Genomic DNA, 22,888 nt, shown 5'->3' with positions numbered 1-22,888 from the left:
CGCGGTCCCTTTGATCCCGGTTTATGGTTTGTTGTGTGGAATATCAGTTTTCACTTTCGTCCCGGAAATACGAGCTTCTAAGCTATGTTTCGCAAAGTGCACATCATTGCTTGGAGTTCTATCGTTGGAATAGATGTCCCTTAGTGGCGCATCGCCTCAGAGCGGTGACGACGATAGCATCTAGCACTATCATGGCTGCCGATGACAGACGGTCCAAACGACGATTAGAACAGAGATTATACGTTGAAATATTTAGGTTAACCCCTTGAAATATAAAAAATTTTGAAAATTACAATGCTGAAACCGATATTCTTAGTTTGTAAGGCAATGTTCTTTATGACGGAATGTGCAAATTTTTGTGTGTTAAAAAGTTTAGCGCCGGTCTAAATCCTGCCCGACTACAGACCGTAGTAACTCCACCAGTTCAATGCGGGTCATCAACCCGGATGCCGACCGGAGCAGATCATTATAATTCACTAAGAGTGCTGCGTTGCGCCGAGGGTTTAGAAATAAAACATTTGACCAGATGACAGTATCATTCTCAATGGTTTGCGCGTATCGAAGGAGCCAGTACATTAAAACTTGGCGGAAATCGGCTGCACCAAAGTTCCGCTCAATGTGCTTGACCTCGATGAGCGTCGAGCCAATCGCGAAATCCCCGTTTCCAGATGCCACCCAGCCAAGACCTGGAATAAAAGGGGCATGTTCTAAAATGTCAGACGGATATTGAGTCTGAATGCTGCTCAACATAGCCACTAGATTGCAAGCAGCCTGATCGGCAATCAAGATATCATTAGGTTCAAGCTTTTCGGGAATACGTGCGTCAAAATGACGACGCTGCCGCTTCGATGCGACTGCTAGACACTCTTCCCATGACGCGGGCATTCCGCTCCGCAACTCGCTCTCTGCACGCACCATCGACAGGTCAAACATCATCGCCTTTTGGAGCTGACTTTTATTGATAATCTCGTCGGGGACCGGACTAATGCCGGAAAACGAGAACATTGTTGCGTTCAAGGAGTTGATGAGTCCACCAGTTAACCGCGGAAACAGAATATCGAGAACGCCCGGAATGTCGCACGCAACGGTTCTTGGATCGCGGCTCGGCAATCGGTTAAATGGCATGCTTAACCCAGTCTTCGTAGCAAGCAGCAAAGGTGTCTGATGTGTCAGTAACAGTGTCTGTTTCAATGCCTAGTCGCCAAGCCTGCGCAAGCGAACCACGTAGTTGACTTCTTGTCTTCTGCCCTTCGTCGCCGAATGCTCCAGCTGCTAGCCAAAGCATTCTTTGTTCTTCGGCACCCAGATTTTGCCACTGGTTGCGCAAACGCGTGAAATTTGAGCGGTCTGCCCAATGCCTCCAGCAATCAATACAGGCGCGTCGGACGGAGAATGAAGTCGTCGAGTCATAGGTCCTACGAACGAACGCCCCACGGCGATCTGTTCTGACGAACCGGATTGCTCGTAAGAAATGCAACATATTGGCTTCAGGAATGAGCAAATGCCCACTGGCGGCAGGGATCTGATCAAGTAAATCGTCGAGCGCAGCGAAGATGGATGCAAATTGATTGTTTGATCGAACCGCATACACACCGCGCATGATTTTTGACCAAGATGCACGGAACGAGTCGAGATTATTCGGGTTGAGAAGCGTTGCGCACAGTTGGACCGCCACAGCCGGTTCCTGAAACTTAAGCGCGCGACCGATTTGTGCGAGCACAAAGCTGTCAGGTTGTGATTTCTCGCGCTCAAGATTGAGCAAAAAGGAAACGTCAATCTTCTCAAATGATTGTTTTAACTTTTCGTATTCGGCGCTCGCATTGTCCGAATATGGATCAAAATGGAGATCAAGCTCTCTCAATGCGAGACTTGAATCGTCAGCCTCTCCCAGTTGCACTGAAATGAAGTCTCTATAATGTTTGGCGCTCAGAAAGGTCGTTTTGCTACGATTGAGAGATAAGCCGTAGTCAGCCAACGCGTGCGACAATTCTGAGAGCGCTTTGTAAGCCTCCTGTTGTGAACGGCAAATCAAAGTATAATCGTCGACATAGCGGTGCCAGATGAGACCAGCATCAGTAAGCGACCGGTCGATAGGCGTCATCATTACTTCGGCTAGGATGCGCGCGCATTGACCACCGACTGGAAGACCGAAGGATCGGCCAGCGGCAAGCTTGTTTAGAATACGGTCGATTTGCATCGCCAAAGTTGATTCTGACGCAAGGTCTTTGACGATATTTTCGAGCCTATGATGATAGATATGCTCGTAGAAGCTTGCGATATCGGTCTGGATGACGACTGCGCCTTCCGCTTCTAGGTCGGGCTCATTTAAAGTTGCAAGTTTATAGGCACGCCATGATCTGGTTCGATCGAAAAAGCTTGGTCCCTGTGAAGCAAGCCGATAGGAGTGGGCCCTGGCGCTCCGCTGCGCTTCATTTGTCTCAGCAATAGCTAGACCCAAGCCATTCAAATAGAGATTCCAGAACGGATGGATCTTGGTGGTGAAGCGGAAGCCATGCGGTCCAGACGGAACAAGAAGTCGTTCCGATACGATCACGAGTCCATTCATGAAGGTTGTTGGTTTCCCGACAAGACCGGTATCCACGCTTTGAAAAAAGGCAAAGCAAAGCGAGGCAAGATCGGCTGCCTTGTCCTTGATGAAGCTAGCGTCCAGATCGTAAGGTAATGTGTCATTGTCGCCGCTATAACCAATCTCAAGGGCGGCTCGAAGAAAATGATCTTTTTGAATTTTGACCATTTTAGTCCTTTTGCGTAATTTATTTAGTAAATGGATATCAAACCTTAGAGTCTAGAATCTATTTACTGCCCATCGGTTTTCCTGTCTAGTGATGGGATACTTTAGACGTCCGTTGACGATGGATGTCTATGAACACAAATTTTAAAAAATCGATTATATTTCTATGCTACTGCATGAGTTTTCCGGTGAATATCGAATTTTCATATTTTTCAACGTCGCCATGATTATTATTGGGATTGAATAGATTGTTGGCTATGATGGTTTTTGAAAACATAGAATTGAACCATTAGTGACCTTTGAATCGTCGGTCTTCCAAGAGGCTGTCGCGAACCGGACTTTCCTCTTTCTTCCCCAAAAGTAAACGTTGCCTTTGCTTATATATGAAACTATCATCCTTAATTAGTTTATAGAAATAACCGTTACTGTCAGCTGATTTCGCGTATCCTATAGACGTTACCCAATACTATCAGGCCTCGGTCATGTGAGTATCCAACTACACCAAAAGCCTACTCGAGATGCTGATGCAAAACCAATTGAGCTTTTGGCATAATCACCACTTCCCAACATTACAAAGAAGGCTGCGTCCCCGGCCAGTTGCGGGAAGACGCCATGGCTTTTGCCAGCCCAATGAGCAGATCCCTGACGGCCAAAGAGGCTTCCGTCTCAGGAATCATCTCTGGCACACAAAGTGAGACGACTTCATGGATGGTTGGATTATGCAGCGGCCAGATCTTTGACTTTCCGGGCACGACAATACGGCTCGCCACGGACCAGGGGAGAATTGTGCTGCCGAGACCATCGACAATCGCGTCTTTTAAAGTCAGCAGCGCTTCAATTTCAGCCGCGATCCGGGGTTTCAGCTGTTTACGCACGAAAGCCATATCAATGCTTTTGCGCACGAAGTTATGGCTGGGGGGCACCAGAAGCGGAATATCCACAATATCCTGAAGCTGCACGGAGCCCGTGTCCGAGCATGGTAATTCAAGAGGCTCCGGTGCGAGCAGAAAGAACTCCTCTTTCATCAGGGGCGTAAACACGACGCCTTTCATCGGACCTGCACCGTGGATGACGGCCATATCCAGCCTGCCGGTCATGACCAGTTCGCTGTAGATATCGTCAAAACTTTCGGTCAGATGCAGCGTGATGCCGGGTAACTGCTCTCGGACAAGGCGCAGAAGCTCGACTGACAGGGTGGAACCGGCGCTGTAGGGAGACAGGCCGACAGAGACCTTGCCCACCAGCGGCCCGCTTCCCTGGTTGATTTCAGTCATGGCGCGATCAAGTTGTTTGATCAGGGTCTGCGCGTGACGATAGAGGTCGGAGCCTGCTGCTGTAGGCGTAACGCCGCTTTTGCTGCGGATGACCAGTTTCTTCTTGAATGTGCTTTCCAGCGTCGCCAGCTGCTGGCTGAGTGCAGGCTGTGCAATGTTGAGCAGATCGGCCGCGCGCGAGATGGACCCGAGGTCAATGATCTTTACGAAAGCCTGAAGGCGCCTGATGTCCATTTGAATCCCCAGGTGCATGATGCGTCAGTGAGAAATATCAGGCGTTCGACTCTGCGATATTTCCTGCCTTCAATGATTATGGATGTTTGCCCTGTAGCGCAATGGCGGCGTTGAGTGGATGGCGCAATCGCATGGGATATTTATTGTTTCATATAAAGAACAATATGTATGTTTTGGAAAAACAAAGAAAAATTCAACAAATAACGATATTTCTTATTCCGCTTGGAAAGGGGAGATCATGACGTATCGTTAATATGTATGACGCCAAATCATAACGGAACCGTATCGTATGCATACCAGCACAGAAGTGCTCATTTAAGCGGGTGTCGGGAGAGTATGATGGCGGGTCTGTCGAAAAAGAAATTGTATCTTGCTTCCGGCATGATGGCCAGTTCCTTCATGGCAGTGCCGGGTTATGCCGAGACGGTGTCTGTCCATAAGCCGGTAAGGCAGTACAAGACACAGAAAAACGTTTCTTCATCGACACGTCCGGTTCACGTAGCGCCCAAGTCGGTCAATGCCAAGGAAGCTGAGGTGGTGCATGTCGCCGCCCGTAAAAGAAACTCCGTTTTCATGACGTCCACGCCGCAGCACAGCACGACACAGGTGACCGTCGTAACGGGCGCTGAGCTCATGAAAACTGGTCAGACGGATGTTCTCTCCGCGTTGGCGCAGGCTAACCCGGCGATCACCACGGCAGCGCTTCCCGGCGGCGGCGCCAGTTCCTTCGTGAAAACCATGCAGCTGCGCGGTCAGTCACCTGACGATACGCTAATTCTGGTCAACGGACATCGTCGTCATATCGGTGCGAACTTCAACTCCAATGCTGGCACCAACTGGGGCAGTGAGCCTGCCGATATTTCGCTGATCCCGGTTTCCGCCATCGACCATATCGAAGTGATTACCGAAGGCGCTTCGGCCCTGTACGGACAGGATGCCATCGCCGGTGCGGTCAACATTGTTCTCAAGCACGATACGCATGGCGGCACCGTCAACTTCAAGAACAGCGGTTTCTATGCTGGTGACGGGCAGGGACTTGATGGCTCGGCAAACTATGGCATGGCGCTGGGACAGAACGGCGGCTACCTTGATCTCGCCGCGCAGGTGACGCATCAGTTGCCGACAACCAGAGGCGGCGATTTTTACGGCACCCTGTTCAGCGATTCCCGGAATGAGACTGCCAATCGCGATGTGCAGCGTGGTCTTGGTATCCCAAAATCGACACTGGAAACGATCAGCGAAAATATGGCCGTGCCGGTAGCTAAAGGTTTCCAGTTTTACAGCACGTCTACATTTTCCCATCGTCGCGCCAATGTTGCCGAGACCTACCGAAGCGCCGCGGACAGCGATACCTGGATCAATACAAACCTGTATCCTCTCGGTAATCAGCCTTACATCACCATGGATCAGTATGATTTCGAAACGGATAACGGAATCAGAACGCATCAGCTTGGTTTTGCATGGGATGCCTACATCACTTACGGGCGTGACAAGCAGGATTACGGAACCAAAGATTCCGAAAACATGTCACTCCCCGACAGCACCCAGACGTCTTTCTATGATGGTGCTTCCATTGCGTCCGAAATGACTGCCGGTTTGAGAGGTTCACGATCCTTCCATACGAGTTTCCTGCCCAAGGACATCAATCTCAGATTTGGTGGCGAATATCGTCACGATACCTTCCAGATGACCGAGGGTGAGGCGGCTTCATGGGAAGGGCTCGGTGCAACTGATCACCCCGGTAACGTGCCGATGGCTGTGACCCATCAGAACCGTGATGTCTATGAAGGCAACGTCAATCTTGATTTCTATATAACGAAGAAATGGGAATGGACGCTCGGCGGTCGTGTCGCCAGCTACAATAATCTTGCTACGGTCGAGACGGGTTCCATCGGAACGCGTTACGACTTTAACAAGCGTTGGGCCATTCGTGCGAATATCAATACCGGCTATCGCCCGCCGACCCTTGGCGAAATGTCATATTTCTACTCGGCTCCTTATCCGGGATATACGGTTGATCAGGTTCCGGCCAACAGTGCTGTTGCCAAATATCTCGGCGCAGGCAACATGAAAGGCGAGTATTCCAGAAGTTATACAATTGGCTTTGATGCAACTCCGGTTGATAATTTTCAGATAACGGGAAATCTGTATTACATCGCCATCAATGGTCGTCTGGGAAGCACAAAATCCTACAGTGTTAATACAAATGATTCGGCACTGATGGATCTTCTTCGCCAGTCCAATCTCGAAAGTGCCACAACACTTTCCTATTACGCCAATCTGTATAACACGCAGACATTTGGTGGCGACCTGAATGCGAACTACACACTGAAAACCAGACGCTATGGTAAATTCCGGTTTTCGATGGGTATCAACTTCTCGGATAACGAAATCAGATCCGCAAAAGACAATCTGGTCAATGAATACACAAAAATGATGGTGCTGCGTGCAGCTCCTAAAAACCGCGAACAGATCAGCGTAAACTGGGAGATGGGAAAGTGGTCTGTCTTCGTTCAGGAAATGCGCTACGGATCAGTTATCTATATGGCTGCGCCGACCGGGGCTGGCAGTGTTCCATTCATGCAGAATCCCGGGTTCATTACAAATCTGGAAGTTGATTACAAGATTCTGCCGCAGTGGACAGTCGGAGTGGGGGCGAACAACCTCGGAAACAAGTATCCAACACATGTTCCGCGTGCGATTGCAAACTCCCAGCAGGGATTGGCGAAATATGCATCCTACTCGCCTTATGGCTTCAACGGTGGAATGTATTATGTGAAAACATCTCTGAATTTCTAAAAATATTTTGAGATGACCGCCTTCCTCACGTGCCTGAAACGCACGCGAGGAAGGTGATTTTATTTTTCAGAATGCCCGGATTGCGTCAAAGAACTGGGTGTTTGATTCTCGGTTGGTTCGATAGAGCAGAATCAATCACACTACAGTTGAAAACTTGTAGCCTGAGCAGGCTAAGTGAATAAAAAACGTCTGTGCTCATAGGATTGTTCTATGACGCCAGAGTGTTTTTCTCGCTATCTGTAATGCCTTTAAATGATTTATGATGTTCCTGATGATATCATGTGTCCAACCGGACAAGCGCTGGAGAAATAGCTGATGCCTGGCTTTGCTGATCGACTGAACGGGATCGGAATCTCTGCTTCGGCTGCCATGACGGACAAGGCAACTGCGTTAAAAGCTGAAGGCCTGAAAATCATCAGCCTTTCTTCCGGCGAGCCTGATTTTCCCACCCCAGCTCATGCTGTCGAGGCGGCTGTCGAGGCAGCCCGCAGCGGTGATACGAAATACCCGCCACAGGCAGGCAAGCCCGCGCTGAGAAAAGCGATCCAGGCTAAATTTCTGCGTGAGAACAATCTCGATTACGCGCTGGATGAAATTCTGGTGGCGAACGGCGCCAAGCAGATCATCTATGACGCCATGATGGCCACCATCAATCCCGGTGACGAGGTTGTTCTGCCAACGCCTTACTGGATCAGCTACGCCGATATTGCCCGTCTTGGTGGTGCTGAGATTGTGCAGGTTCCGTGCCCGGCAGCCAGTAACTTCCGGCTTTCAGCGGCAGATCTCGATGCGGCGATTACACCTCGCACCAAATGGCTCGTGCTGAATTTCCCCAATAATCCGACCGGTGCCTGCTGCCCCAGAAAGGATATGGAAGAAATTGCGGCTGTCATGCTGAAGCATGAGCATGTGTGGATCATGACTGACGATATCTATGAGCATCTCGTCTATGATGATTTTGATTTCTGCACGCTGGCGGAAGTCGAGCCTCGTCTGAAAGAGCGTGTGCTGACCGTTAATGGTGTTTCCAAAGCGTACGCCATGACCGGCTGGCGTGTCGGTTTCTGTGGTGGTCCGCGTGAACTGATCGCCGTCATGAACAATATGCAGGGACAGTCGACCAGCGGTATCAACACGCTTGCACAGGCCGCTGCGATTGCTGCTCTGGAAGGACCGCAGGACTTTCTCCGTGAGCGGGCCGCCGAATATCAGATGCGCAGGGATCTTGTTGTCAGTCTGCTGAACGCTATTCCGGGCGTGCAGTGCCATACCCCGCAGGGTGCTTTTTATGTTTATCCGGATATCAGTGCCTGCATCGGCAAAGTAACGCCGGAAGGCCGACAGATCAAAACGGATGCTGATTTTGTCATGGCGCTGCTGGAAGAGAAACAGGTGGCGACCGTTCAGGGCGGTGCTTATGGCATGAGCCCTTTCTTCCGCATTTCTTATGCCACCAGTATGGAGACATTGCGTGAAGGATGCCAGCGTATTGCTGAATTCGTTCAGTCGCTGAAATAGGGCCGCATTAAAAGGGCTATAGCTGTAGCCCTGTTATAATGAAACGCGATCAAAAGGAATCTACTTTCCTTCTAGTCGCGTTTTTTTTATAGATGAATGTGGAAAAGTGATTCTGGCAAAAACAAGAGTACAAGCTTAGTGCCTATCTGCATGCGGATGTATGCACTCAGGATTTATGAAGATGTGGAGTGAATATTGCTCTGCTATGATAGAATGTTGAGTAGTCGGTCTAAATGCATACAGGCCTGTGGCTCAAATGCTTTTTTCTATGACCGACATGCAGGATTTTTCGATATACGCTTGATTAGTCAAAAAACGTTTCAAATTTAAGCGGCTGAAGTCGGACGCATCTTCATAATTTCCGTGCCAAAGCCGGTCAGTTCACCTTCCTGAGCGGTGATCTCGATAACTTCACCGTCAACCGATGCCACAACAGGTATTTGCAGTGTTTCCAGCGTTAACAAGGCGACAACATCATCGGCTTTCACATGTGAGCCGACTGGTGCAAACGGGGTGTCACGCAGGGGATGGGTGAAAGTCAGGACACCAAAATACGGCGTCTTTACCGCGCGGCAGGTGTTAGCAGCATTAGTTTTCTTTGACAGGGGTGGCTGTGTATGCCGAGTTTCAGACTGCGGCTCTGGTTGGGAAGTCTTTATAAAAAGTCTTGTGCCATCCGGACCTGATATTTCGAATGACTCAAGCCCCGCCTGAGCGAGCATCCCCGCAATAGAGGCAATCTCATCCGTATCAAAAGAAGGAATTTGTGAGGCTGATCCGGTCATGGTGCAGCTCTTTCTTCAAGCCATTTTTCAAGAAAGTGAATATCCATACTGCCTTTCCGGACAGTCGGATTTGCGAGAAGATCCTGATGCAGATCGATATTCGTCGATATGCCTTCCACCTTCATTTCCGCCAGAGCAACCTGCAGCCGTGCAATCGCTTCTTCCCGCGTCGCGCCATAACCGATGATTTTCCCAATAAGGGAGTCATAATAAGGCGGGATCGTATAGCCAGACACGACATGACTATCCACCCGGATACCTGGACCGCCGGGTAGATCCCAGCGAGTCACAGTGCCGGGCGAGGGAAGGAATGTCAGACCGTCTTCTGCGTTAAGGCGACATTCGATGGCATGGCCACGAAAGACAATGTCCTCCTGTCGGATTGTCAGTCTGTCGCCCTGAGCAATGCGGAGTTGCTCCGCGACAATATCGACATCCGTGATCTGTTCCGTGACGGGATGCTCAACCTGCACACGTGTGTTCATCTCGATAAAAGCGAACACACCGTCTTCATACAGAAATTCGAATGTTCCCGCGCCACGATAGCCAATGTGACGGCATGCTTCGGCACAGCGTTCACCAATTTCCGCGATAACTGCGGGATCAATGCCCGGTGGCGGCGCTTCTTCCAGAACCTTCTGATGACGTCTCTGTAGCGAGCAGTCACGGGCGCCAAGCCAGAGAGCGGTTCCATGCGTGTCACAGAGAACCTGAATCTCGATATGACGCGGTTTCTGCATGAATTTTTCGAGATACAGAGTCGGGTTTCCGAATGCCTGCTGGGCTTCGCGTGAGGTCAGGCCGACCGCTTCGATCAGATCTTCGGCTCGATGTACGACACGCATTCCACGCCCACCGCCACCGCCCGACGCTTTGACAATAACGGGAAATCCAACCTTTTCAGCCAGCGCGAGGATCTCATCAGGAGATTCCGGCAGCGGGCCGTCTGATCCGGGCACACAGGGCACACCTGCGGCCAACATCGTGCGTTTGGCCGTGATTTTGTCGCCCATCATCCGGATTGAAGTCCCGGTCGGACCGATGAACGTCAGACCGGCTTCCTCAACAGCATCAGCGAAGTCTGCATTTTCAGAGAGAAAGCCATAGCCCGGATGAATGGCCGTAGCGCCCGTCGCCCGTGTCGCCAGCAAAAGTCCGTCCTGATCCAGATAGCTGCGGGAGGCGGCGGCCGGACCAATGCACAGGGCGATATCAGCCTCCTGCACATGCCGGCTTTCCCGATCTGCGTCTGAATAAACGGCCACAGTTTCCAAGCCAAGCTGTCGACAGGCTCGTTGGATACGTAATGCGATTTCACCACGATTGGCGATCAGGACTCTGTTAAAACGACGATTATCAGTCATGCCAGACGAAACAGGGAAGTCCCCGCCTCCACTTCAGCGCCATCTTCCACCAGAATTTCTGTAATGCGCCCGGACTGGGGCGCCTTGACCGCATTGAAGACTTTCATGGCTTCAACCAGACCGACCTGCTGCCCTGCTTCCACCACATCGCCGATCTTCACGTAAGCCGGTGTTCCGGGTGAGGGCGAGATATGGAAAACGCCGTAGGTCGGTGAAGGAATGACCTGCTCTACGGGCTGAGGAACGGCAGTGGTATCCGTTTCCTTTCGCGGTGTGGTCTCACTCGGCGTGCGCTGCGGGACGGGAGGCGTCACCGCAGCACTGCCGATCCCCCGGGTCAGCCTGATTTTCCATCCGCTTTCTTCGATCTCAAGTTCGTCGATCGGAGAACGAGCGAGCAGATCTATCAAATGCTGAATCCGCGGGATGTCCATTGTTTTCAGACCTTGTCGGCGGTTTTCTTTGCGAAGTTCAGTCCACCCACGACCTGCATGGTTGGCAGAACTTCCATGAAGCTGACATTCATGCGTGACGGTGCGAGCACGGCAAAAGCAACCGAATTCGCGATATCTTCCGGTAGAAGCGATTCATACTCATCGAAAAACCGCTTTTTCGCTTCGGCCATATCGCCAATCAGGCGACCGAAGACTTCCGTCTCCACGCGGGCCGGGGAGATTTCGGTGACGCGGATATGATGCCCGAACAGGTCACAGCGAAGCTGCTGGGAAAGAGAGTGAACGCCAGCCTTCGTCGCGTGATAGACCGTGTTGCCGCCAGCGAAAGCGTAATGACCCGCAATGGAGCTGATGTTGACGATATGTCCGCGATCCCGCTGCATCATGCCCGGCACGACAAGTGCTGTCAGTTGCAGGACTGCGCGAAGGTTCACATCAACTAGCGCGTCAATGTCCTCCGGTGTCGTCTTTGTGATGTTGCCTGTGCGGGACTGCCCGGCATTGTTGATCAGCACATCGACTTCAATGTCCTTGATGAGTGCTTCAATGCCTTTCTGGTCCGCCACACTGACAGCGTGAGGGATGCAGCCGGTCTCTTCCGCCAGTTGCGCCAGACGCTTCTCGTCACGGGCCACGGCATGGACTTCCAGACCGGCTTCCCTGAGCCGCCTGACAATCGCCGCACCGATTCCGGAGGAAGCGCCTGTAACGAGAGCGTTACGATACGGCTGACTGCTCATGTTGATTATCCCGGTTCTGAAACAAAAAAAGCGCTCTATCCGCAAGGAAAACAAGCGGAATTGAGAGTTCTGCGATGATGCTAGTATCGTAACGATTCCAGCGCCAAGAGCAGTTCGTTCTCACGTCATAAGATAATACTATACCGCAGGCCCGCTCTTCACGACCTATAAGATTATCCGATGACCTCACATCCGGAAGAGGGCTGGAAATCATTTCGAAAACAATTCTATTTTCCATAATGGGCACTAAGCGGTGTCCCGGATTGGAAATCAGCTTTTCCTGAGCGGTTCCGGCGTTCCTTTTGTGAAGGCGACACTGGGAAGACAGGACTGGACCGTGTATTTTGAATGATGACATGACAGATACTTCGGAACGCAGCATCACCCTGTCAGATCAGAAATCCGGTCTGGCCGGTGATCAAGCGCCGGTCATCAGCATGATTGGCACCAAGGCGATGCTGTTTGAAGCGCCGGGTGCTTTCACGATGGCGCATCAACGTCGCATCTGGGCGTTGATCGAGGCCGCTGAAAGCCGCAGCGACGTGCAGGAACTTATTCCGGGTGTCACGAATCTGATGCTCGTTTTCAAGATACTCCCGAAAGATCCGGAGCAGATTGCTGCATGGCTGCGTCACGCCTGGGACACGCTGCCGGAGCGACACATCAAGGGGCGTCTGTTCGAGATTGGTGTCCAGTATGGCGGCGAACTTGGTGAGGATCTTCAGCGTGTCGCAGATCATGCCGGTTTGACGCCGGAGGAAGTGATCTCCATTCACCACGGCAATGAATACACGGTCTGCGCCATCGGGAGTGCTCCCGGTTTCGGTTATCTGCACGGTCTCGATCCGCGTATCGCTACTCCACGCAAATCGGTTCCGTCCCTGCATATGCTGGCCGGAACCGTTACGATTGGCGGGATGCAGGCAGGCATTTCGGCCCTGACCGGACCGAATGGCTGGAACTCGATCGGTTTTACGGAAATCACGCTCTTCGATCCGATGAAGGAGCCGCCAGCCCTGTTTGCGATCGGGGACCGCATTCGTTTCTATCCTGAGAGTATCGTGCTGTGATCACTGTTCTCGAAACATCACCGCTGAATACCGTTCAGGATTGTGGCAGACCCGGCTATCGTAATCTTGGTGTTGGCAGCTCGGGTGTCATGGATATGCTGGCGCTACGTGCCGGGAATATTCTGCTTGAAAACCAGCCTGACGATGCCTGTATCGAATTGCAGACCTTTCCGTTCCTGCTGCGTTTTGATGCGCCCGCCAGCTTCGCCGTCACCGGGATCGACGCCGACATGGAGCTGGACGGACGAAAGCTCCTGCCCTGGTCGGCAGTCACGGCTTCTGCCGGACAGACACTCCGTATCGGACCGCCGCGTAATGGCGCACGAGGGTATGTCTGCGTGGCGGGCGGCATTGATGTTCCGGTCATACTTGGTTCACGCAGCACGCAGCTTCGTGGTGGCTTTGGGGGCCTGTCCGGACGTTTTCTGGAGGCAGGCGACACACTGGGTATTCGTCCCGGGGGCGCTTCCTGCTCCGGTTACGCCGTGCTTCCGCCATCAGTGGCTTTGAAAAACGGAAATGACACCGAGACGCCAGGCGTTGTGACGCTCCGTTTTATTCCGGCGACAGATTATCTGCTGTTTACCGAGCAATCCCGTGCAATTTTCCGGAATTGCGAGTGGAAGATCACACCGCAGAGCAACCGTGTCGGATATCGGCTGAGCGGGGACAAACTTCAGCTTACAAACCCTGTGGAATTACGTTCATACGGGATTGTTCCGGGTATTGTGCAGGTGCCCCCCGCTGGAGAACCGATCGTGCAGATGGCGGACGCCAACACGGCAGGTGGTTATCCCCGTATCGCTACGGTCATCGAGGCGGATCTCTGGCGGCTCGCTCAGGCGCGGATCGGTTCCCGCATCCGTTTTCAGGAATGCAGTTACGAGGAAGGGGTTGACGCCATGCGGCCTGTCGAAGCCTGGCTTGAAAACATGAAGCTGATGGTCAGCCGTTATCGTAATTCCTGTATGCGTCGAGAGTCCGGAAAGGCCGGAGGCAAGAAATGAAGATCGATCTCAATTCCGACATGGGCGAAGGCTTCGGCCGCTGGACAATGGCCGATGATGACGCGCTGATGGGTCTGATCTCGTCCGCCAATATCGCCTGTGGTTATCATGCCGGTGATTATGCAATCATGGATCATACTGTCAGGCTCGCGAAAGAAAAGGGTGTTGGGATCGGCGCGCATCCGGGTCTGCCTGATCTTATCGGTTTTGGCAGACGCACCATGGTTGTTTCCGATACGGATATGGAAGCCATGCTGGCCTGTCAGATCGGTGCTCTTCAGGGAGTCGCCGCCCGTCACGGTCATCGTGTCACGCATGTGAGCTATCATGCCGCTTTCGGCACCATGGCCAATGAGAATGATGATCGTGCCCTTCGACTGGTTCGTGTAATTGCGGCTCTTGATAAGGATCTGACGGTCTTTTGCATGCCCGGCCAGCCAACTGAGCGTGCCGCCGAAAAAGTCGGATTGAAGACACACACCCTGTTTCTTGCTGATCGGGCCTACACTTCTGCTGGAACGCTGGTGCCACGTGGTCAACCGGGTGCGGTAATTCATGATCTTGCAGGCGTGCGTGCCCGTGTCAGGCAGTTTCTTGAAGACGGTTCAGTGACAACGATTGACGGCGTGCGGATGCCGATCAAGGCACGTTCGATTCTGGTTCATAGCGACACGCCGGGTTCGCTCGATATCGCAAAAGCCATTCGTGGCGAGATGGATGCCTGCGGAGCGGTGCTGACGCCAGCGCACAGACTGCACGACTGACGCCTCTATCGAGGAAAAAGAGTGCCTGACAGAAGAAAAATCGTTTCCTTGTCGTCATTTAGTTGCATAATCGTAATAGTATAGCGCCTGAACATTTTTCTTCCCCGGCTGTTGCGAGATGCCAGTGCCGTATTCTGAAATGAGGTGAGCATGAAGCATGATCTTCAGCGTGGCGCGATGCTTCTGGTGTCAGCGACTTTCTTTACGGCTCTGCTCAATGCGCTTCAGAAACTGACGGGCTCTACCCTGCCGGCTCTCGAGATCATCTTTTTCCGAAATCTTTTTTCACTGCCGTTTGTTCTTATCATCGCATCACGCTCAACCATCGTTCTTCGGACCAGAAATTTCAAAGGCCACGTGTTGCGGTCGGTTATCGGCCTGATCAGCATGATTATGGTGGTGGTCAGTGTCACCCGTCTGCCGCTGGCGGAACAGCAGGTGTTGTCCTACACGCAGCCGCTTTTTCTGGTCATTCTTTCCATTCCGCTTCTGCATGAAAGACCCTCGCTTCAGCGTTGGATCGCCGTCTGTATCGGTTTTTCCGGTGTTGTTGTCGTGGCTCTTGGGAAAGGGCTGTTGCACGGCAGTGCGGCCGCTGTGCCGACATGGGCTTACCTCGTCGCACTTGCGCAGGGGGCGGTCGGCGCGCTGACGACCATGCAGATCCGACAGCTTTCCGCCACGGAAGCCAGCACAACCATCTCCCTGTGGCAGGCCATCCTGATGACGGTCATGACGGCAGCGCCGCTCCCGTTCATCTGGACCACACCGCATATGGCGGATGCGCTTTGTCTTGTTGCTGTCGGGGCTTTTGCCGGAATCGCTCAGGTTCTCCAGACGGAAGCCTTTGCCTCCGCGCAGGTCTCAGCGATTGGTCCGTTCGCCTATTCCGGTCTGCTCTGGGCCGCACTCATCGGATGGTTCGGTTTTCAGGAGATTCCCGGCTTGGCCATGCTGGCTGGTGGACTGCTGATTATCGGGTCCGGTGTGTGGATGCTTCGCGGTGAACGGCCTTCAAAAGCGCCTGTTGCAACAGAAGATGTTCTGACAACCGTCGATGAAGCCCGGTCGTGACCATGCTTATGGACAGACTTCTGTTTCTTCTTCTTCCATTCTGCTCTTCGGTGAACCGTCATGCCATTTAATCAGACAGTGTCGTGTTCCGAAAACGTTGTGACGATTCAGAAAAAAATAGCATCACGCTATGTCTTTTTTGGCCTGGTCTTTCTGATGTACGTCATCAGCTATGGAGACAGGGCGGCGCTTTCAATTGCGATGCCGGACCTTGGGAAAGAATTCAGTCTGACACCAGTGCAGATGGGATGGGTCTCCTCCAGTTTTCTCTGGTCGTATTTCCTGTTGAATCTGCCTTCAACGATTCTCCTCGACAAGGCCGGGGCACGTTTGATCGGTAGCCTTGCTGTCTCTGTCTGGTCTTTTGCGATGCTGCTTGGCGGCTTTGTACAAACGATTTCACAGTTTCTGCTGACTCGTGTCCTGCTGGGAGTGGGGGAGGCTCCCACATTCGGGGTGGGCGCTACGGTCGTCAGAAACTGGGCGCTCCCAAAAGAACGTGGTTCTGTCATGACTGTTCTCCTGACCGGCATGCAGCTTGGTCTTGCGGGAGGAACAATCGCCGGAGCATGGCTCATAACGTTTTTCAGCTGGCGCTGTGAGTTCATTGTTCTCGGCGGCATCGGCTTTGTCTGGGCGCTGGTATGGTGGATGATCTACCGCAATCCAGTGGAAAAAGAGGCAATGGCGCCGCGTGCGGTCATTTCTTTTCAGGAAATAAAAAACCTTTTCAAATCCAAATCTTTTCTGGGAATCCTGTCCGTTCAGTGCACACAGAATTATCTCAACTTTCTGATGATGTCGTGGATGCCGCTTTATCTCATTCATGAACTGCACATTGATATTACGCGCACAGGCACAAGAACGGCGCTCTGTTATCTTGCAGCGGCAGCCGGTGCCGTGGTGATAGGCAAAGTTCTCGAGGCGATTGTTTTCCGTAAAGATGCCGCTCCGGAAAGACGACGTTTCATTGTCTTCATTTGCCTGATGGGAGCCTCTTCCATCGGAATGTTGCCGTGGTTCCATACGATGCAGCCCATTCTTCTGGTGATGTCTGTCGCGATGGCATGTCTTATTGCGGCAAATGGGGCCAACACGGCGCTGCTGACCGATCTGGTAGAGGATGGCCACAGAATTGGCACCGTTACCGGCGTCACCCTCACGTGCAGTAACTCTTTGGGCCTTCTGGCACCAATTGTGACGGGATATATTGTCTCACTGACGGGACAGTTCGATATTGCCTGGTATATGTGCGCCGTAGCGTTGGTGGGTGCAGGGCTTTTTTCGGTTTTTGCTGTCAGGGACACAATCAGGACAAGTTGAAGTCTGTTCGTGAAACATCCTGCGAAGCCAAAAGGGTTTTTGAGAGGCCTTTATTTTAGGGAATGTAATTCAGAGATGCCCCGAGCAGAACATTACGGTTTACCTCAGCGGACAAGCTCTTCTGGTAAGACACCGCACAGCCACGGCCAATAACACTAACCTAGGTTCATAGCACGCTACAGGCGCGTTAGGCCGGACCGCAATGTCCGGTCTGACTGCATCACGGCCACATCGAAACCACACTATCGCGGTAACGCGACCATCATGCTCATTTCACGGGTTGTGAAACAGTAATCGGAGAATGAGAGCCCGACAGCAGAGAGCGGAAATCCTGAAAAAGACAGAGAGCTATTCACGCTTGCTTGCGTGTTCTGCTGAATTTCATAAATTTCAGGAAGAATGGCGCACCCGAAAGGACTCGAACCTCTAACCCCCAGATTCGTAGTCTGGTGCTCTATCCAATTGAGCTACGGGTGCGTCGTGGCGGCCTTATAGAAAGGAAAAAGCCACCGCGCAATCCCCTTCATTTCATTTTTCTGAAATTTTTTCAGCGCGGTCCGGCAAACACTCATCCATCGCCCTGATTTCTCCTCTCCCACAGAAGGCATCCTCGGTGAAAAGAACATCGGAAATGGCGGGTGACAGCCGGATTGCACCGCTCCGGAGCGCCGAGAGGGGAGCGAGGGCAGCAACCGTTCCATGCTGAAGGGCGTGCAGCACGCTGGGGCCATAACTCTCCAGCAGATCGCTCAGATACTCTTCCGCTCCATTGATGATACGGGTGAGCACCATGAAATTCTGCTGACTGAGGCCCGCTGCCGCAAAGCGCGGTTGAGGAGGCGAAACAGAGGTGTCGTAACCAGTCACCTGTCCGTGCGGTGCAGTGAGAATCGACTCAAGAAAGATCGAGGCATCTTGTCGGAAGGCCCCAGCCCGTTCGCCATTGGCGAGCAGACCGAAAACGAGGCCGCCAGTTTTCTCCACGCGCCGCATGCCGGGTTCGGCGGCCATGTAAAAGCCTGTGAACGGCACATTCAGCGCAGTCTGAAGATGGCGCTGGATCGTGCCGCCATATCCGACATCGACCACACCTCGCCGGATCTCGGCCCCCGCCTCAATCCCCTGTGACGCCGCCCATGCCAGCAGTTCATTCCGACTGGTGTGCGCCTGTTGAAGGATGGTGTCCTGTAGCAGCCGCGTCAGGTTGCGGGTGGTCGCCCGGTCTTCTGGGAGCGACACAATCAAGTCGTGCAGGGAATCATCATCCGGGACGATCACGCCCAGCCGTGCGGCGAGCAGGTCCGCCATGCTGCCGCGGTAACCGTCGCCCGAATGGAACAGGATTTCAGGATCGAAGCGCACGGCCTGAGCCGCAGAGATGGCGACACGGCGCGAGACCGGGAACACGGATGCTTCCGGCAGATGCGGCAGCCAGTGCGCACGCAGGTGCGTATAAAGGCGGCACAGAAAGTGCCCCTCGCGCGACAGGAAATGCAGATGCTCCAGCCCAGCGAGGGCCGGGTGTAACGCCAGACGGGCGAGAAACGTCGTCAGCAGGGGGCCAAGCAGAACGCGTCCCACGGTTTCGGGTCCAGTCAGGGTGATGGGCGTGGTCAGGCTGGCCACATGACTGCCTGGTGTTCCCGGATCGAGAAATGGCGACGCAAAGAGGTTGGAGACCAGTGGACCAAGCAGGATATCGCCTGCGAGACGTCGTTGTTCCGCATGGCGAGGTGATGTGCCCGGCGGACTGGAAAGACAGTCGAATACGTGCGGAGCCAGCGGTGACAGGCGCAACATGTTGAGGCCGGACAGCACATGGTGGTGGCGTATCCGCAGGTCCGCCGTGCGCTGGATATCGGCTTGTTCGTTATCGCCAATATGCAGGAGCGTGTCGGTCTGCTCCGTTGCGCGCAGCAGATCCCACATATCCCCGCGATCCTTACGGGCGAGGCGTTCGGACGACAGATAAATCTCGTCGATCAGAGGCAGGATGCCGGTTCGTTCCAGAACGGGATCAAGCTCGGTCCGGGTCAGGTAGGTGTCACTGACAAGCAGCGTCCGCTTGCCTTCCGCACGCGCCAGTCTGAGTGCGTCCATCACGGCCGGACGAGGACGCAGCACGTTCTGGTCGATCCTCACTTCCTCGGAGCGCGCCAGAGCCAGTGCTTCGTCCGGCCAGCCTGTCAGGGTGGCAAGCACCGTGTAGATGTCGTTCAGCGTCACGTCATCTGTGCCGAACAGGGCTTCGCGGGCAGCGTGTTCGGCCTGCTTCCGCAGAGACAGGAAATTCGCGCCGGAAGGGGTGAGTTGCGGAAATGTGCGGACGAGGCGATCCGCGACAGCGTGATGGATCGTGTCCGGGGTGAGGGCGATCCGGGTGAGCAGGGTGTCGAACAGATCGAAGGACACTGTCGTCGCCGTGTGGATGGCGGCGACGAGGTCTTTCGGGGTCTGACGTTCATATAGATCAAGGTTGCGACGCCCGTAGCCGACACGGATAAGACCGGCGCTCCGGTCATATTCATCGAGGCGGTGACCTGTGGAGCGGGCGACGAGACCGATGCAGCGTTCGATGACATGGGCCGTTGTGCCGTCCGTCTGGCCGCTTTCTTCCGGGAAGTCGTCCGGTGACCAGGGAAGTTCCAGCAGGGGTGCCAGAGCGCTGGAACGTGCCCAGAACATGCCGCCAGCCGGATAATCGAAATAGCCGTCGGGTGGTGTGACGTTCAGTCGTTTCAGGAGGGGACGTGCGGCGGCCTTGTTGGTCAGCCAGGTCCAGGCCCACCAAGGCACAGTCGGACCGGGGGCGGACTGAAGCACGCCGAGCGCTGCGTCCTCCATAAAGCGTCGCACGATCCCGGCGACGCCCTGCTGCGTCGGAAGAAGCGTGTCCAGCAGTGTATCCCGCCATTCCTGCTGGTCTGAGCCGGTGTAGAGCGATTTCTTGGTGTGGAGATGCAGGAACAGGTCGTGTTCGAGAAGCGCATTCCGCCAGCAGGACAGGACCGGGCCGAAGTTGCGTCCTCGGTTTGGGGTGACGCGGATAAAACTCTGCGCATCAGGCAGGTTATCCGCGATCAGCTGTTCGATGTGGGTGGCTTTTTCCTCGTTGTCGGTGGTGATCAGCAGGGAATACGCACAACCAAAATGCTTCAGGCGGGGCAGAATATTGTGTTCCAGAACGTCCGGGTAAAAGACGTGGACGACAACAGCAATCTTGGGGAGGGGAGCCGGGAAGGCAGTCAGGCGCGTAGGAACCGTCGTTTGTTGGTCATTGTGAACCCGTCGGTCATGCACGCCTTCAACGAGCCGACCTTCCTCAATGCCATGCGTCAGATAATGCACCAGCGCGTTGTCCATGCCGGGCCTGAGATGCCAGCACTGTTTCAGGTAACGGGCTGTGTTGAACAGGGGGCCGGGATCAAGCTGGCTTCGCGTGCCTTCGGTCAGGAAATGCCGGATGAGATCATCCGTATCCTGCTCACAGGCAGGCAGGCGGCTCGCATACCAGACCGCGTCAAACAGACCCGATTGGGAGATGAGGCCGTGGAGAGCGCTGATCCTGTCGTCTGGAGCGGTCATGGTCATGCAGGATTTGTCTCACGGTGGACAGCAGGGGGCAATATGTACGCTTGTTGCCTGTATTCAGAAGTCTGACCTACTATCAATTCCGGTTAGGTCTGCGATGTGGCGGAAAACGGATTGAATACAGTGAACAGGAAGCCCGAAGTCCAGTCGCCTGACCGGCGTGGCGAGATTCTCGAAGTGGCGGCGCAGCTTTTTGCCGAGCGCGGCTACCGGGGGACCTCCATTCGCGACATTGCGGATCGTGTCGGCATGCTGCCGGGTTCTCTCTATTACCACATCACCTCCAAGGAAGCCCTGTTCGTTGAAATTCACGACAAGGCGATTGATGCGGCTGCCCACCGTGTCCTGAAGGCCATGGAACCGTTTTCCGATCCGTGGAAACGACTGGAAGCAGCCTGTGGTGAGATGCTGGATCTTCAGCTGAGTCCGGAACATGTGACGCTTCCTATCATGAACAATCTGCATGCCGTGCCGGATGACGTGCGTGATGCGCTTGTGCGTAAACGCGACGACTATGAAATGATCTTTCGGCGCATTGTCGATGATCTGCCTCTGCCGGACGAGATTGACCGCAGCGTTTACCGCATTTTCCTGCTCAAGATCCTGAACACGGCGGAAAGCTGGTATCGGGAAGGCAGGCTCAGCCGAAAGGAAATCACGGCGCAGATTGTTGCGATCTTTCGGCACTGACCAAGCATCGGCGGCTTGATTTTCGGAGCTCTACTAACAGCGTTTCAGGGACGCTTAATTGCGAGCGTAGGGCGCTTTTCTGATCCATTACGCAATGCGGCAATGGATCATATACGAAAGTTACGCTTGGACTGCGCCGTGTCATCTTCGGTAGAACGGTGCATGGGTGGGCCAGAGATTATTTTTCGTCGCTGACATCAGGCGGAGACTGTTTCTGCACAGTAATCATCCACCTGTTGTGCATCACTTATACCGAAAAGTGCATAATACCACTTAGCTCAGTCCTGCCCGTTTCAGTTTCTGATCTGTGCTGTACTGGCTCAAGGCGTAGACCGCCCATATTGCGGCAGGGATCCAGCCAAGCACGGTAATCTGTAAAAACAGACACAACATCCCGGAAATCGGACGCCCGATCGTGAAAAATGTCAGCCAAGGCAGAAAGAAGGCAATCAACAGGCGCATGGATCACTCCGGATAATAAAAAGCCCCGCACACAGTGTGGCAGGGCTTTTTATTGTGACCTGACTTGCGCTGGACTGTCCAGTAACGGACAGCACCGCAAAACTCAGGCGGAGGCAGTCTGTCCGAGTGCCTGACGCAGCTTGCCTTCGACTTCCGGAGACAGGGACGTCTGGATGATCTTGGCATGGCCTTTCAGTTCTGAAAGATGCGCAATCACTTTTTCCGGCTCAGCCTTGCGGATCAGGATGAACAGGGCCGACGTGCCCGGTGTCAGGGTGGCGCCGAGGTTTTTCATGAAATCATCATTGATTCCAAAGTCGCTGTTCTTTCCGTCCAGCGCGCCGATGCCCGCACCGGCAACACTGCCAACGAGCAGACCGGCCAGCGGGTTCAGGAACAGGAGACCGACAAGCGCTCCCCAGAAACCGCCCGACAGAAAGCCCCAGGAAGCGCCAATCTTTTCGAGATTGTAGCTCTGGTCCAGATGCGTCTTGCCGTCTGCTGTGCGCCGCACAACAACCGCGTCTTCAAGATCCAGAAGATATTCTTTTTCAAGTTCACGGCATTCTGTCAGCGCATTCTGCGCTCCGTCCAGACTGTCGAAACCAACAACAACAAGCGTACTCATGATAATGCCTTCCGAATCATTCAGCCGCCTTGCGACCCAGCACATAGCTGATCGCAGAGGCCGCCACGAGAATCAGAAAACCGAAGACCTTGCAGCCCGTCGGGATGGTCTTCTCGTGCAGTTTTGTCTCGCTTTTGATGTCGGCGAGATGTTCTGAAATCTGCTTGTGCAGCTCGTCCTTGTGCTTGTGCAGAGACTTGTCGAGACCCTTCACAATTTCTTCAAGGTCTTCGGGTGCGAGTTTCCGCAGGACATCGGTTGCGCTCATAACAGCAGCACTCCTGAAAATTCATGACCGTGACTCTTGCAGTCACAGCTCTCTCTGAAATATTGGCCCGCAATCCCAGTTTTTCAAGAG

General features: G+C 53.5%; 19 protein-coding genes and 1 tRNA gene. 8 read left to right on the top strand and 12 right to left on the bottom strand.

Annotated features, from left to right (window positions below; genetic code table 11):
- Positions 1–372: 372 nt before the first annotated feature.
- From B3759_RS11745 to B3759_RS11735, 3 genes are all read right to left on the bottom strand, one after another.
- Positions 373–1,125, bottom strand: a complete 753-nt coding sequence (locus B3759_RS11745) for a hypothetical protein (RefSeq protein ID WP_291366074.1) — start codon at positions 1,123–1,125, stop codon at positions 373–375.
- Entirely contained in the window at positions 1,115–2,755 is a 1,641-nt protein-coding gene (locus tag B3759_RS11740; protein WP_291366073.1) for an RNA-directed DNA polymerase, read from the bottom strand. The genes B3759_RS11745 and B3759_RS11740 overlap by 11 nt, the downstream gene beginning before the upstream one ends.
- 566 nt (positions 2,756–3,321) lie before the next feature.
- Entirely contained in the window at positions 3,322–4,260 is a 939-nt protein-coding gene (locus tag B3759_RS11735) for a LysR substrate-binding domain-containing protein (RefSeq protein WP_291366072.1), read from the bottom strand.
- Between the two features lie 336 nt (positions 4,261–4,596).
- On the opposite strand from B3759_RS11735, the gene B3759_RS11730 reads away from it, so the two are divergent.
- The gene (locus B3759_RS11730; RefSeq protein WP_408736484.1) at positions 4,597–7,059 is read left to right on the top strand and encodes a TonB-dependent receptor plug domain-containing protein; all 2,463 of its coding nucleotides are present in this window, start codon (positions 4,597–4,599) and stop codon (positions 7,057–7,059) included.
- Between the two features lie 315 nt (positions 7,060–7,374).
- Complete coding sequence (locus B3759_RS11725) at positions 7,375–8,577, top strand: pyridoxal phosphate-dependent aminotransferase (protein WP_291366071.1); 1,203 nt, start codon at positions 7,375–7,377, stop codon at positions 8,575–8,577.
- A gap of 326 nt (positions 8,578–8,903) precedes the next feature.
- Here the strand turns inward: B3759_RS11725 and B3759_RS11720 are convergent, their stop codons facing one another.
- The 4 genes from B3759_RS11720 to B3759_RS11705 are packed head-to-tail and all read right to left on the bottom strand — an operon-like array spanning position 8,904 to position 11,921.
- Positions 8,904–9,362: a biotin/lipoyl-containing protein gene (locus B3759_RS11720; RefSeq protein WP_291366070.1), complete on the bottom strand. Its 459-nt coding sequence runs from the start codon at positions 9,360–9,362 to the stop codon at positions 8,904–8,906.
- Positions 9,359–10,726: an acetyl-CoA carboxylase biotin carboxylase subunit gene (gene accC / locus B3759_RS11715; protein WP_291366069.1), complete on the bottom strand. Its 1,368-nt coding sequence runs from the start codon at positions 10,724–10,726 to the stop codon at positions 9,359–9,361. Before accC ends, B3759_RS11720 begins: the two co-directional genes overlap by 4 nt.
- Positions 10,723–11,136 carry an acetyl-CoA carboxylase biotin carboxyl carrier protein gene (locus tag B3759_RS11710; RefSeq protein ID WP_291366068.1) on the bottom strand — a complete coding sequence of 138 codons (414 nt, stop codon included), beginning with the start codon at positions 11,134–11,136 and terminating at the stop codon, positions 10,723–10,725. The genes accC and B3759_RS11710 overlap by 4 nt, the downstream gene beginning before the upstream one ends.
- 29 nt (positions 11,137–11,165) lie before the next feature.
- Positions 11,166–11,921 carry an SDR family oxidoreductase gene (locus B3759_RS11705; RefSeq protein WP_010666352.1) on the bottom strand — a complete coding sequence of 252 codons (756 nt, stop codon included), beginning with the start codon at positions 11,919–11,921 and terminating at the stop codon, positions 11,166–11,168.
- A 356-nt stretch (positions 11,922–12,277) separates the two neighbouring features.
- On the opposite strand from B3759_RS11705, the gene pxpB reads away from it, so the two are divergent.
- From pxpB to B3759_RS11680, 5 genes are all read left to right on the top strand, one after another.
- A complete protein-coding gene (pxpB, locus tag B3759_RS11700; protein WP_408736483.1) occupies positions 12,278–12,991 on the top strand; it encodes a 5-oxoprolinase subunit PxpB in 714 nt (237 codons plus the stop codon).
- Positions 12,988–13,998: a biotin-dependent carboxyltransferase family protein gene (locus B3759_RS11695; RefSeq protein WP_291366067.1), complete on the top strand. Its 1,011-nt coding sequence runs from the start codon at positions 12,988–12,990 to the stop codon at positions 13,996–13,998. The genes pxpB and B3759_RS11695 overlap by 4 nt, the downstream gene beginning before the upstream one ends.
- Entirely contained in the window at positions 13,995–14,762 is a 768-nt protein-coding gene (locus B3759_RS11690; RefSeq protein WP_291366066.1) for a LamB/YcsF family protein, read from the top strand. The genes B3759_RS11695 and B3759_RS11690 overlap by 4 nt, the downstream gene beginning before the upstream one ends.
- Before the next feature lie 150 nt (positions 14,763–14,912).
- Positions 14,913–15,836, top strand: a complete 924-nt coding sequence (locus B3759_RS11685; RefSeq protein WP_099348850.1) for a DMT family transporter — start codon at positions 14,913–14,915, stop codon at positions 15,834–15,836.
- A gap of 60 nt (positions 15,837–15,896) precedes the next feature.
- A complete protein-coding gene (locus B3759_RS11680; protein WP_408736482.1) occupies positions 15,897–17,159 on the top strand; it encodes an MFS transporter in 1,263 nt (420 codons plus the stop codon).
- 400 nt (positions 17,160–17,559) lie between these two features.
- On the opposite strand, the gene B3759_RS11675 is transcribed toward B3759_RS11680, so the two are convergent.
- Positions 17,560–17,636 (bottom strand) — tRNA-Arg (locus B3759_RS11675).
- 51 nt (positions 17,637–17,687) lie between these two features.
- Positions 17,688–20,750: a rhamnan synthesis F family protein gene (locus B3759_RS11670; RefSeq protein WP_291366064.1), complete on the bottom strand. Its 3,063-nt coding sequence runs from the start codon at positions 20,748–20,750 to the stop codon at positions 17,688–17,690.
- Between the two features lie 123 nt (positions 20,751–20,873).
- Here B3759_RS11670 and B3759_RS11665 point away from each other — a divergent pair, with 123 nt between their 5' ends.
- On the top strand, positions 20,874–21,440 hold the full coding sequence (locus tag B3759_RS11665) for a TetR/AcrR family transcriptional regulator (protein WP_291366063.1): 567 nt from the start codon (positions 20,874–20,876) through the stop codon (positions 21,438–21,440).
- A gap of 273 nt (positions 21,441–21,713) precedes the next feature.
- Here the strand turns inward: B3759_RS11665 and B3759_RS11660 are convergent, their stop codons facing one another.
- The 3 genes from B3759_RS11660 to B3759_RS11650 form a co-directional block, all read right to left on the bottom strand.
- Positions 21,714–21,902, bottom strand: coding sequence for a YqaE/Pmp3 family membrane protein (locus tag B3759_RS11660; protein WP_232877430.1), 189 nt, complete (start codon positions 21,900–21,902; stop codon positions 21,714–21,716).
- A 103-nt stretch (positions 21,903–22,005) separates the two neighbouring features.
- A complete protein-coding gene (locus B3759_RS11655) occupies positions 22,006–22,530 on the bottom strand; it encodes a DUF1269 domain-containing protein (protein WP_232877428.1) in 525 nt (174 codons plus the stop codon).
- A gap of 16 nt (positions 22,531–22,546) precedes the next feature.
- The gene (locus tag B3759_RS11650) at positions 22,547–22,798 is read right to left on the bottom strand and encodes a hypothetical protein (protein ID WP_010669257.1); all 252 of its coding nucleotides are present in this window, start codon (positions 22,796–22,798) and stop codon (positions 22,547–22,549) included.
- Between the last annotated feature and the right edge of the window lie 90 nt (positions 22,799–22,888).

The sequence above is a fragment of the Acetobacter sp. UBA5411 genome, from assembly GCF_002409645.1.
GTDB lineage: Bacteria > Pseudomonadota > Alphaproteobacteria > Acetobacterales > Acetobacteraceae > Acetobacter.
The sequence above is the reverse complement of the archived record's forward strand: the minus strand, read 5'-3'. Positions and strand labels throughout refer to the sequence as shown.